The 11,973-nt window shown below is 52.4% G+C and carries 9 protein-coding genes; 1 reads left to right on the top strand and 8 read right to left on the bottom strand.

Translation table 11 applies throughout. The annotated features are described in order from the left end of the window. Positions 1–20: 20 nt before the first annotated feature. Positions 21–497 (bottom strand): GNAT family N-acetyltransferase, encoded by a 477-nt coding sequence (locus HNR77_RS22770; protein ID WP_184189519.1) that lies wholly within the window; start codon positions 495–497, stop codon positions 21–23. Positions 498–767: 270 nt separating this feature from the next. On the opposite strand from HNR77_RS22770, the gene HNR77_RS22765 reads away from it, so the two are divergent. Next, complete coding sequence (locus HNR77_RS22765; RefSeq protein ID WP_184189518.1) at positions 768–1,829, top strand: copper amine oxidase N-terminal domain-containing protein; 1,062 nt, start codon at positions 768–770, stop codon at positions 1,827–1,829. Positions 1,830–1,968: 139 nt separating this feature from the next. Here HNR77_RS22765 and HNR77_RS22760 read toward each other — a convergent pair whose 3' ends face one another. The 7 genes from HNR77_RS22760 to HNR77_RS22730 all read right to left on the bottom strand — a co-directional run bounded on the left by HNR77_RS22760 (position 1,969) and on the right by HNR77_RS22730 (position 11,841). Then, positions 1,969–2,358 carry a RidA family protein gene (locus tag HNR77_RS22760; protein ID WP_145405712.1) on the bottom strand — a complete coding sequence of 130 codons (390 nt, stop codon included), beginning with the start codon at positions 2,356–2,358 and terminating at the stop codon, positions 1,969–1,971. A gap of 168 nt (positions 2,359–2,526) precedes the next feature. Next, positions 2,527–3,504, bottom strand: coding sequence for a M15 family metallopeptidase (locus HNR77_RS22755; RefSeq protein WP_184189517.1), 978 nt, complete (start codon positions 3,502–3,504; stop codon positions 2,527–2,529). Between the two features lie 345 nt (positions 3,505–3,849). Beyond that, positions 3,850–4,656, bottom strand: coding sequence for a hypothetical protein (locus HNR77_RS22750; RefSeq protein ID WP_184189515.1), 807 nt, complete (start codon positions 4,654–4,656; stop codon positions 3,850–3,852). A 126-nt stretch (positions 4,657–4,782) separates the two neighbouring features. Continuing rightward, a complete protein-coding gene (locus tag HNR77_RS22745; RefSeq protein WP_184189600.1) occupies positions 4,783–8,085 on the bottom strand; it encodes a DEAD/DEAH box helicase in 3,303 nt (1,100 codons plus the stop codon). Positions 8,086–8,296: 211 nt separating this feature from the next. Beyond that, positions 8,297–8,734 carry a chemotaxis protein CheW gene (locus HNR77_RS22740; RefSeq protein ID WP_167434083.1) on the bottom strand — a complete coding sequence of 146 codons (438 nt, stop codon included), beginning with the start codon at positions 8,732–8,734 and terminating at the stop codon, positions 8,297–8,299. A 464-nt stretch (positions 8,735–9,198) separates the two neighbouring features. After that, the gene (locus HNR77_RS22735) at positions 9,199–11,145 is read right to left on the bottom strand and encodes an alpha/beta fold hydrolase (RefSeq protein WP_184189513.1); all 1,947 of its coding nucleotides are present in this window, start codon (positions 11,143–11,145) and stop codon (positions 9,199–9,201) included. 129 nt (positions 11,146–11,274) lie between these two features. After that, the gene (locus HNR77_RS22730; RefSeq protein WP_184189511.1) at positions 11,275–11,841 is read right to left on the bottom strand and encodes a TetR/AcrR family transcriptional regulator; all 567 of its coding nucleotides are present in this window, start codon (positions 11,839–11,841) and stop codon (positions 11,275–11,277) included. Positions 11,842–11,973: the final 132 nt, after the last annotated feature.

Here is an 11,973-nt window from a genome sequence, read left to right as displayed (position 1 = left end):
TTTCAGATCTTTATTAACGTTTATTCTGCCCGCAGCATGCCTTCATAAATACCCGGTGTTGAATTTTCAATCTCCACCGCTCCCAGCGTTCGTTTGTAGAAGTCCACTGGCCCAGCCGATCCGATAATGGCGTAACCGTATCCGTCCGCTCTCATAGCATGCATGCAGGCCAACAGCAAAGCGGTCCCCACGCCCTTACCTCGGGCACTCGGACTCACTCCTGTCGGGCCAAAGAAATTGCGACAGGTTGCTTCATAACAGGCAAAGCCAATCATTTTCCCATGTTCGAGCGCAATATAACAAGTTACGGGCTGACGTGCAAAAGCAACATCACATTCATCCACCCAGGGCTGGCTAAAATGGGACCTCACCCAGTCCAGTACCTGCTGCTTCTCCGGGGCAATGGCTCTGCGGACGACAATGGAGTTCGCCTTTAGCCTCTCCAATCCGCTATCCTGCTCCGGTAAACGATACAGCGCAACCAACATATCACTCATCGTTTTGTATCCTCCCTCACATCTGAAGTATGAATCCAATCCACAGTACGCAAATCCGTTCCACCATAAAATTAACCTGTCCCCGCTGCCGATAACCTGATTTTATCGCATTACATCAAATGAAAACCGACATGCCTCGTTACATTTATTACTTTCAGCTGCAACTTCGAGGCGAGGTGTCCCGTCAGTAATCATGAGATACGGACCTCTGTATAAGAGTTTACCGTGACACAACGCAGATGAGAAGGGATGATCCTAATGAAAAACAACATGAAAAAAGTAAGCACCGTGATGGCCCTTTCCATGGCGCTGAGCGGGGGAGCGGCTTATGCTGCATCACTGGATAACACAGCACCGCCTGTGAAGCAAAGCATCGTTTCTACCAGCAGCAGCGCGGCTGGAACGGTTCAGGTGTCCGTTAATGGCACGGCTGTCGCTGACGGGTACTGGAGCAAGGATAACCAAACAGCGATGATTCCGCTCCGCGCCCTGACCGAAGCCCTCGGAATCGAGCTGCAATGGAACAAGGCGGACAAGTCAGCTGAGCTGACTCGTGATGCACTTTGGACTCAGGTTTTTACAGGCAAGGACCGTTATTCCGTGAATAAAATGCTGCTCACGCTTGGCACAGCTCCCGAGATCAAGGATGGAACACTTTATGTGCCTGCTGTATTTGCAGAAAAGGTGCTTCACGCACAATTGACTACAACCGGGAATCAGGTGAGTATCACAAGTGAGGAAGAGGTGAAGACCGTTACCGAGCGAGGTGTAATTACACGTATCTCCAATCAGGAGCAGTACCAGTCCATTCAGATTGGCGGTGCAAATCAGGATGGAATCGTGCTGAATCTGAGCAAGGACAGTCAATTGCTCTCTGCGGAGGGTAAAGAGCTTACGCTTGCCGATCTGTCCATCGGCATGGTTGTGGAGGCTGAGCATTCTCTGATGACTACTCGCAGTTTGCCGCCACAGACGCCAACGTATAAAGTGACGGTGTTTGATTCAGCCGCTGAATTGGCAGCACAGCCCAAAGAACTTTTCGGTACAGCAGGCACGATTGAACAGGTTAAAATGGAAGGCAGTGCTGTGTCCCAGATTGAAATTACAGGCACACGCTTGACCGAAACAGCCCCGGATCATGTCGTTTTAAATATCAACAAAGATACCTCGCTGTTGGACCAAAATGGTGAATCGGTAAAAGCAGAGCAGCTGACCAAAGGTGCCAAGGTCATTGGATATTACAGTCCGATGCTGACTCGCAGCCTTCCCCCAATTGGCACTGCCTGGAGAGTGGTTGTAGACCTTCCAACGGTTCAGCCTAAAGCAGAGTAAAGACGATACAACCCGTGCAAATCGATTACTGTATGAAATAAAAAACCTTACTCTCCTGTCATCGGACAAGGAGGGTAAGGTCTTTTGTTCGTTTTTAGACTTTTAGATTATCTCTCATATTCAAAAAGCATGTCTCATATCACTCTGTATCAATAATGGCTTCAGCCTCAATCTCAACCATAAGCAAGGGATCAATAAGCGCGCTGACTTCGACCATGGTAGCCACGGGTTGAATTTGCCCGAAAAATTCTCCATGTGCCTTCCCCACTTCTTCCCACCGCGTAATATCCGTGACGAACATACGAGTTCTTACGACATCGTTCAAGCTGGCACCCAGCTCATTCAGCGCTTTTTCAATCGTCTGCAAAATAAACTTGGTCTGCACGTAAGGATCACCCGCTCCAACTACAACACCCTCCTGCATTGCTGTTGTTCCAGCAACCTCAACCCGGTTTCCAACACGGATTGCACGGCAATACCCCACCAGTGGTTCCCAAGGGGAGCCGGTAAATACCTGCTGTCTGCTCATTCTTCACGCCTCGCTTTGTTATGTAGTCTGGTTCTTGGATTAAAGATGAATTATATCAGGCTGTCTGCAGCGCAATCAACAAATTAAAATTAAACATCCCCTGAACAGCTCACTTTTACCTTGAGTATGGTCGAGTGTTCAGGGGATATGAGTATTGAGACACGCCTATTACAGTTTAATATTAGCCTCGTCAAAGTAATCTTCCAGCGTCAAACCACTCTTCACGACATCTGGTGCAATATCTGTGCCTACATAGCGAATATGCCAAGGCTCATATACGTAACCCGTCTTGCTCTCCTGGCCTTTCGGATAACGGATAACAAAGCCATACTCGGCAGCATGCTCATCCAGCCATTTGCCCTCTTTGGACGAGCCAAACACCTCTTCCAGCACATTGCCTACACTTGGACTGGACACATCTATCGCAAGTCCTGTCTGATGCTCACTTCGGCCGGGAACGGCACTTACGCGGGAAGCGTACTCTTCTCCCTTGGTTTTGACATTGTTGTTGTAGATGGCGACCTGACGTTTGTAGGACCGATAACCGGACACGGCACGAAGCTCAATCCCGTCTGCCTTGGCACCGGCAAACAGCTTCTCCAGCGCTTCAGCCGCTTCCTTGCGCATATGCCGCTTCTCATGCGGTCCCTCGAAGGAGAACGGTACGTCAGGCTCAACCAGATCACTCGGCACATATCCCTCTGGCAGACTGCGCTGCTTGTTGACGATGACCGTCATTGCCTGCGCGTTAGTCACAACCGACTGGGCATCTACCGTGGTCTGCAGCGCACTGATGCTGCGCTTCTCCAGCAGCGGGTCTTCTGATGCCGCCTCCCCATTACCATTGCTCGAGGAGCCCTGTTCCTCTCCAGCGGATGCAGAGTCCGAGCCTTGGCCTGTGCCTTCATCACTGCCCGGCTTGGACGTCTGATCTCCTTCCGCTCCACCCTTGCCATCCGAGCCAGATTGGTCGGTTAGATGAACGGTGGTGCCATCGGCTCCCTGCTCTGTGCTGGAGGGTCCGTTCGCGTTTGCATTTTCGTTTGAGTCGGAGCCGTTCTGGCACGCAGCCAGCAAAGCTCCACATATCATAAGTGAGGACAGCAGAACCACAATCCGGCGCTGTCTTCCTGTTCCTGATTTCATCGTAAAACTCCCATCAACGTAGTATTCGAGCGGATTATTGCTGTTTCATATACACACCAATTCCGACAGTGTTCACTGCGACAGTATACCTTAATTGCGTACAAACCTCCACCAGCAAAGACAGCGATCTTCCGGAATCTGCGCAAGTGTATACCCTGAATACAGCCTGTAGGCTTGTTTTCTTTCATTTTCAATACATGAACACATCACTTTACCGTTTGGGAAAAGAAAATCCGGGCAGCTTGCGTAAGGCACACTTTACTTGGCTGCACAGGTCTGTTCATGCGGTTAACCAAAACAAGCAGGGGCGATCTGCGATCACCCCCGCTGTATTGGCATACTGCATTATTTGGCGGCCGGGCTGTCCTTGTGCTTCTGGACAGCCTGCCACATCCGCGCTGCCACACGCTCGCGGATCAGATCCAGACCCGCTGCTGCAGGCACTCCCGGCAGCAGCGCGGTCAGCTCGGGCAGCGCAGGCGGCTTGCCCGGCTGCGCGAGCCGCACCTGCACGGCGCCGAAGCCCGGCCCCGGCTGGTGCATGGCGCCGTCCGCGGCAGCCTCGGCGATCCACTCGCCGACGGCTGCGCCGCCTTCGCCAGCCCGCGCCTGCGGGCGGCCCGCCGTCTCCGCGGCGCGGCCCGCGCCGCTGGGATCATGGGCAAGCTCCGCTGCCCACGATCCCAGCACGCCGGCGAGCAGCGCTTCGCGCGGCAGGCCGGCGTGCGCCAGCTGCAGCAGCGGCTCGCCCGCGAGGCGCGCGGCAACGGCGCGCTCCGCCGCCGCGGCATGCGCGCAGCCCGCGCGGCCGCAGGTGCACGCCGCTGGCGCAGCAGCGCCGGGCAAGGCGGCGCCCTGCGCGCCAGCGGGCGCGGGCAGCAGCCCGGCGAGCTCCGCCGGTGCCGGGCCGCCGCGCAGCAGGGCGTACAGCGCCAGCGGGCGCTTGCGCAGCTGCGACAGCACGGCCTCGCGCTGCGCCTCGCTGAGCTGCGACAGCGCGCCGGTGACCGTGAACACGCCGGAGTCGGCGGTTCCGGTCTGGAAGGCATCGGCGGCTTCGGGGGCAGACGCTGCCCGATCCATCGATGTATCTACCTCTGCTGTCCACACCCCGGGGGACATATGCAGCTCTATTTTCCATTTTTCGCTCATCATCATGCCCCTTTCTACGTTGCTCCTCCGAGCTTTCCTTGTGTCACCGTACAATGTCCTGACCTATACCTATACCTATACCTGGACTGTTCCTTGTACCTCGGTACACCTCTGCTTTGCCGCCCGTTACAGCCACGTCTCCCCCTGCAGGGAGATCAGACTGCGCAGCTCGTCATCCGACATCTCGGTCAGCCAGTTCTCTCCCGATCCGACAACCTGCTCGGAGAGAGCTTTCTTGCTCTCGATCAATTCATCAATCCGTTCCTCTAATGTCCCTTGGCAGATCAACTTGTGTACCTGTACATTACGATTCTGCCCGATGCGGAATACACGGTCTGTTGCCTGATTCTCCACCGCCGGATTCCACCAGCGGTCATAGTGAATGACATGACTTGCCCGTGTCAGATTCAGGCCAACCCCGCCAGCACGCAGCGACAGAACAAACATCGACGGGCCTTCTCCCTTCTGGAACGTCTCCACCATTTCATCCCGCTGCGCCTTGGAAACACCGCCGTGCAGGAAATAAGGCTCCTCTTCATAACGCCGGGCCAGTCTGGATACGAGAAGCTCTCCCATGGACACATACTGAGTAAATACCAGTGCCGATTCTCCATTGTCCCGAATCGCATCCAGTAATTCCAGCAGCCGCTCCATCTTGCCAGATGCCTCTGTCTTGCCATGGTCCTTCCGACTGTTGTCTGCTAACACAGGATGATCACAGATCTGCTTCAGCTTGGTGAGAGAGGATAACACGATGCCCTTGCGTGCAATGCCATTGCGGCCGTCCAGCCCGCCCATCAGCTCATCCACCACACGCTGGTACAGGATCGCCTGCTCCGGCGTGAGTGAGCAATAGGATTTCAGCTCCAGCTTCTCCGGCAGATCCTTGCGGATATCCGGGTCACTCTTCAGCCTGCGCAGCATAAACGGGGATACCAGACGATGCAGCTCTCGCAGCGAGGCCGCACTTTCTTCTGATGGGCCCAAGCCTGTATAACGCTGGCGAAATGATGATGATGTGCCGAGATATCCCGGATTGAGAAATTGAAAAATCGACCAAAGCTCACTCAGCCGGTTCTCCACCGGCGTTCCTGTCATCGCAATACGATGTGAAGTAGACAGCCGCATTACACTCTGCGCCTGCTTTGTTCGATAATTTTTAATATACTGCGCCTCATCGAGCACCACCGTTGACCAGTGCAGTGAAGCCAGGTCGGGACCGTCACGGCCAGCCAGATGATACGTGGTGAGCACGATATCATGCCTCCGGGCTTCTTCCTGGAACGCATCCCCATGCAGCCGCTGTCCGCCGTGATGAATGTACAGGGACAGGTTTGGCGCAAAGCGCTTCAGCTCCCGCTGCCAGTTTCCAAGCAGCGATGTGGGGCAGACAATCAGTGCAGGCCATTGTTCTGCTGGAATTACATCAGATCTCTGTGAAGCAGTCGTCTTGAGGGCCGAATGGGAGTCGCCGGATTTGGACAATTTGTGCAGCCCAGACACTTTGCCTTCCGATCTCTCAGCGATCCATCCTCGATCTGCAGCCTGATCTGCGGACGCCTCATTTAATCCTTGTGTCTCTTGCGCTTCGGTCAGTGCAGCCTGCCGTTCCTCCTGCTTGCGATCCAGCAGGCAGGTAATAACCTGGATCGTCTTCCCAAGACCCATATCATCAGCGAGACACACGCCGAACCCAAGCTCACCCATAGCGGATAACCATTGAAATCCGCGTTCCTGATACGGGCGCAGTTCACCATGCAGCTCTGCTGGTACAGATCGCGGCTCAATGCTGCGGAGCACCTGCCCATCCAACAGAAAAGCGAGCATGCCTTCCGATTCCGCTCCGAAAACGGACATGCCTTTCCAGATGGAATCTTCTCCTTCATCTGCAGCCAGATGCAGCCACTCGGAAAGCGGCATATACTGCTCCTCTTCTTTTTTCATATAACGAAGCACTTGGCGAATCTCTTTTGTGTCTACCTCGATCCATTCCCCGCGGAACATCACATAAGGAACGGTTGATTCAGCCAGTGCAGCCAGTTCCTCCGCCGTAATCGGCTTGCCATCCAGCATCGGCTCTGCTGTAAAAGCAACCAGCTGCTCCATGCCCAGCGCAGAACCAGCACCCGGCTGACGCTCCGGCGAACCATTCATCATCTGCAAACGCAGACCCGCACGGCGTTTCCCGGCACGGCTCCATCTTGAAGGCATCAGCACCGTTATGCCCGCCTTCTGCAGCTTGGGAACCGCATGGGTCAGAAATTCAAAAAAGCTCTGCTGCTCCAGCTGTATTGCCTCAGGACGCGCATGCAGTAATGCGGTCTCCAGTTCCGGGGCCAGCTCCGACGCTTGACCGATGGCCATTAGCAGCTGCTCGGCTGCGGACACATAGAGCACCTTGCCCCGGTCCAGGTCACGCTCCGGGTGTGCCCATATGCTTCGCGCAGGCAGTCTGAGTCCAGACTCCTGATCACTATCAACCCAGAAGCTGATACCCCAGATTGAATCCTGCTCCCCCAGCGGCGGTTCCAGACGCAGTACCAGCTTCAATTTGCCTTCCACGGGCGGAGTCTCTTCGATACCAAATGCAGGCATCCTCGTTCCCCCCGCTTCATGAAGCGTATCCACGAAGTCTGCCATTTCCTCGGTCGGTCCCTGCACGGTGACAGGGCGAAACATCGAGATCAGGCTATTCCACCAAAGCTCTGACACAGGTGATGAGCCACGTCGGAACGACGTCCGATAACGAGACAGCGCGCTATCCATGCCCTCCAGTTCACTCGTCACCACCGCATGAATGATTCCACTCATAAATGAAAATAAGACCGCCCCAGCCGCTTCCTCACGTGTCTCTGGCTCCGTGGAGGCATATGCTCCCGGAGCAGATAACGCGATTGGCGGCATGGACTCTGCAAGACTTCTAAAACGCTCCTGATCCTCTTCGAGCTGCAGTCTCGGGCGCCATACACCTGTTAAAGTCTCCTGTCCGGTTCTGCGTCTTGCACCGGTCTTGGCCGCAAACGCAGCCGCTGGAGCGATTGCTCCGCGGAGCAGCAGTTCCTGAGTGAACTGTGCTGCCTTAACCCAGTAACGCATCTCTTCTCCGGCTTGAATTCCGGCTGCATGCAGCATCTGATCGTCCCACTGCAGCAGCAGCCTGAAGGCATCCTTCGGGGAAACCGCGAGCCCTTCCAGAGTGCGACCAAGCAGCTGCCGCCGTTTCGTATTTTTGGCTTCGGCCGCATTCCGAAGCGGATTCGGCCAGCGCAGCTCTGCAAGACGCAGCGCGGCAGGCTGAAACAGACGACCCTCGTCGCCGAATTGCAGCCTTCTCACCACGTGGCTCCAAGCATCTACACGCGGTTCCGATGTCTCACCGGAAAAACAAAAAAATACGTCTCCAAGCCATACTCCATACAGCGATTGCATCATTACAGTCTCCCGTCATCCCTTCGCATTGTTACTCTCCATCATATACGAAAATGAACGGATTTAAAAACCTTTACACTTAAAAAATGCGGATATCACTCTTTTGCTGCATAAAAAAATGCCCCTGATCCAGGAATCGGATGAGGAACATTTCGTTATTAAGATGAAACAATGAAGCAGCCAAGCTGCCGCTATATTTTTTTATTAATAATTAAGATCTGACCAGACTGCCCAGCAGCACATCCAGATTCAGAATACCCGCGCGGTGATCTGCACAGAAACCGATTTTATCAAACACACCAATCATGAAACGGCGATGCTCCTCAGCAGGCTCCTCAAAACGATCATATGTCACCACCGAATCCACCATATCCACAATCAAAGGCACAAACCCGTTCTTGTAGGGAACAACGATAATCCGTGTCGATGGCGTGTCCTCCTGCTCCGGCATGCCCAGCAGCACACGAAGGCTCACGACCGAAACCACCTTACCGTACAATGAAGCGAATCCTCTGATCTCGGGACTGCCAAAAGGAACCGTTGTAACCTCTACCATTCTGATAATTTCATGCACCTCATCAATACGAAGTGCAAAAATCTGTTCTCCGACCGAGAAATTAATATATTGCATTACTACATCTTCACTCATAATTGTCCCCATACCCTCTCATTCCGTAAAATCAGAATCTTCAACATACTTTTGGCTGTCGTCGTGAGACGATTAGTCGTTACATGTTGTATCGGCACTTTTGGTGCAAATGTTTAGGCTTTCCACAACAAGAATCGCGCTTATGATCCGTTTTCGTTTCCGGGTTCAACGTATGCTGAAATATATTCTAATTTCTGTGGACAACTCATCAAATCCTGCTTTGATTTTGCTTTTTCCAGATGAAAAGAGTGAGTTATACCTGTTTTGTGGATAAGTTGTGCACATATTGCTCACAATCTGTGGATATATACATCCTTTTATGTGGATATTCGCAATTTCAATGTGGACATGTTGTGTATTTGTTTGTAAATCTAACGTAAACTTTGTCTTTTTTCGTCTGCTTATCCTCTCCTGTGGACATATTGTGGAAAGCCTTTCACTTACAGTACTGGATTACAGACTCCCTATCTAATGTTATTCACATGTGTGCCACCAGCCCAATTGACGAGGATTTCCGCTGTCTGGTCAAACTGGAATACTGGAAAATAGTGCCCGTAAGGCACATCAATCTTCCTGTAACCGTTGTGTAATGCAGTTGGAAATTGATATTCCTTATCCTTGTCAGCCCAAACAACCAATTGTTCCTTTTCATAGTCCATTCCCTGAAAGCTTCCGTATTTCTCCCAGAAGCTGCCCGTCCCTTTGGTGTGCCCCAAGTGAATCCACCTCAGCAGATCCAGATGTGCGCCCGCTATACGAGGTGAGCGAAGATAGGAATGTACCCTCTGGGCTGTTCCCGCGGCTATGTTCTCATTATCAACAGATCTGCTGCTACCCTCACGAAACATTCGTGCCCAACTTTGCTGAGATCTGGAGCGAAGCAACGCGCGACCTACACGACGCGGCAGGCGAAGCATCTGTTTTAAACGTGCATCTCCTCCGTTGTCCGCAGCAGGCTGGAGCAAGGCGAGACGAATATCGGTACGCCCGCTTCGCTTCAATGCTGCGGCTGCGACAGCAGCACCTACAGAAAGACCAACAAGTTTGATGGGAACCGGCATTTCTGCCAAAGCATGCACAAGTGCATTCACCTGACCGTTAAATGCATCTTGTTCCTGGTGAACAGGTGAGCGACCAAACCCTGCGAGATCAACAATCCAGACGGGATTGCCCGTCAGTTCCCTCAGCCGTGATCCCAAGGGAAGCAAGTCATCGGCACTTTGGAGTAAACCATGTACAATCACCCACGGCTCCCCTTCACCTTCCCAGCCTAACATCGCCAAATTCCCTAATCGTGAACGAGTATAATGGCCTGGATAAGCCTTCATTTCGTGCTTGGGCAGAAGACGGTAGTCCAGATCCGCAATAATGAACGGGAGCTGCTCCCGAATATCAGGCCAGCTTCTCCCCATTCGCTTCAACAGCATCTCTGTCTCTTGTACCGGAAATCTCCTATCTGTAATAAAAGCCAGTGACTGTGCGGGAATACCACTGATGCGGCTTCCCCCAAGCTTCATAAGGCGTTGAATCCAAGATAGCGGCAGTACTCCTACCGGTGTGGGCACATCCAGCTGCTTTGTGATCAGATTCAGCATTTCCTTCATGTTCGGACTATCCTCTTTACGTGCCAACAGCGGGTAAGTCCCCCCAAGAGGAGTCTCATCCTGGGTCAAAAACACCAGTGTCTCTGCCACCACATCATTCTCCACGAGCGGCAGCCAGTAAGATGAACCACCAGGTACAACCGGCATGAAACCTCTCTGCACAGCGCCAATCAGCAATCCAATGCCGCCTGTCTGCTCCGTCTCACCCGTCGGACGGGGGCCAACCACCGTACTGGGATTTACGACAGATAAAGGGTATCCATGTGTCTGCGCATGCGTTCGAATAAACCCATCCGCTTGAAATTTCATCTCTTCATACGCGCTCTCTTGGCTGTCTGCATGTTCCACCTTTGTCTGTTCTTGCTGCTCGCCCTCCTGCCCGTAAGGACTCATATAACCAACGACATGAATAAAATGCCGCAATCCTCCGTTATCCTGGATATCCTTTGCTAACTGCGCTATTTCTCTCGCCCCATGCATAAAGATTCTGTTCGCTGTCTCTCGTCCCAGTGTAATGTCCATCGTGCCCCCTGCATGAAGTATGACATTCGCCTCCCTGATCCGTTCACGATCCGCTTGAACAAGCCCGAGACCTGTCAGAGATAAATCGCCTACGATAAACGTAATCCGTTCAAAGCTGCTCACACCGTAGCTCTCCAGTACGGTTCTGGCCCGCTCTTCAGAGCGAACCAAAAGCAGCATATGTATATCTGTTTTTTCCACAAGTTGTTTGACGGTTTCCCTTCCAATAAAACCGGTGCTGCCTGTCATCAGTAGAACGGTTTGTGCCAACGCTGTTTGATTCATCTATTAAACCTCCACACTATTTAGTCTTTTTTTAGTTTTGAGTTCCGTCTTCATTTCGTCTTAGCCTCATATGATACCATCTTAATTAGTACCATACAGTACTACAAATATTCAAAAAAAGAGCCTCGCTTAGCGAAGCATTTGACAAAACGTTCGTGCCGACTGTTCAATGATACCCAGATTACGAGAAGTTCCTGCTAGAATCAGCGAACCTTCAAGCGCAGCAACGAACAGGGCTGCTGCCGCTGCAGGCTCAACTCCTTTGCGGAATTCTCCGCGTTCTACCCCTTGCTGGAGCAGCTTTTCCACCATAGGCATAAGCTCTCGGAAAAAGATCGAGATGCTTTCCTTCGCATGGGAGGCACTATCGGGTGCCTGCATATAAAGAGTGACAAACGGACATGACCCTTCAAAGTTTCGACTCTCTATACCTGCCGAAAGCAGTGCCAGGAAGGAGTTAATTCGTTCCTCCACGCCCCGTTCACGCTGGCTGAGCAGCAGAAATAGCTCTGATTCGTATTGGGCAATCCAGAACTGAACAACTGCCTGAAGCAATTCCTCCTTGTTTTTAAAATGATAATAGATATTGGATTTGGATACACCACTGACTCGGACTACCTCATCCATACTGACGTAAGCATAACCTTGCCTTAGAAAAAGCTGTGCAGCCACTTCAACCGCTTTGGTGCGGTTCACTGGATTAGAGCCTCTGGGTCTGGACGTTTTAGAATACTCTTGATTTGAACTATCGTTTTTGTTATTCATAACTAGAACTATATAGTACTATTTTAACAAATGCAAGCATATCTGTTGATAAAAATATATCGC

This window comes from Paenibacillus sp. JGP012, from assembly GCF_014203995.1.
Lineage (GTDB): Bacteria > Bacillota > Bacilli > Paenibacillales > Paenibacillaceae > Paenibacillus > Paenibacillus silvae.
The sequence above is the reverse complement of the archived record's forward strand: the minus strand, read 5'-3'. Positions and strand labels throughout refer to the sequence as shown.

Bases quoted from the DNA above. Each gene is read 5' to 3' on its own strand.
- HNR77_RS22770 (WP_184189519.1), bottom strand. From the start codon at position 497: ATGAGTGATATGTTGGTTGCGCTGTATCGTTTACCGGAGCAGGATAGC.
- HNR77_RS22765 (WP_184189518.1), top strand. From the start codon at position 768: ATGAAAAAAGTAAGCACCGTGATGGCCCTTTCCATGGCGCTGAGCGGG.
- HNR77_RS22760 (WP_145405712.1), bottom strand. From the start codon at position 2,358: ATGAGCAGACAGCAGGTATTTACCGGCTCCCCTTGGGAACCACTGGTG.
- HNR77_RS22755 (WP_184189517.1), bottom strand. From the start codon at position 3,504: ATGAAATCAGGAACAGGAAGACAGCGCCGGATTGTGGTTCTGCTGTCC.
- HNR77_RS22750 (WP_184189515.1), bottom strand. From the start codon at position 4,656: ATGAGCGAAAAATGGAAAATAGAGCTGCATATGTCCCCCGGGGTGTGG.
- HNR77_RS22745 (WP_184189600.1), bottom strand. From the start codon at position 8,085: ATGCAATCGCTGTATGGAGTATGGCTTGGAGACGTATTTTTTTGTTTT.
- HNR77_RS22740 (WP_167434083.1), bottom strand. From the start codon at position 8,734: ATGAGTGAAGATGTAGTAATGCAATATATTAATTTCTCGGTCGGAGAA.
- HNR77_RS22735 (WP_184189513.1), bottom strand. From the start codon at position 11,145: ATGAATCAAACAGCGTTGGCACAAACCGTTCTACTGATGACAGGCAGC.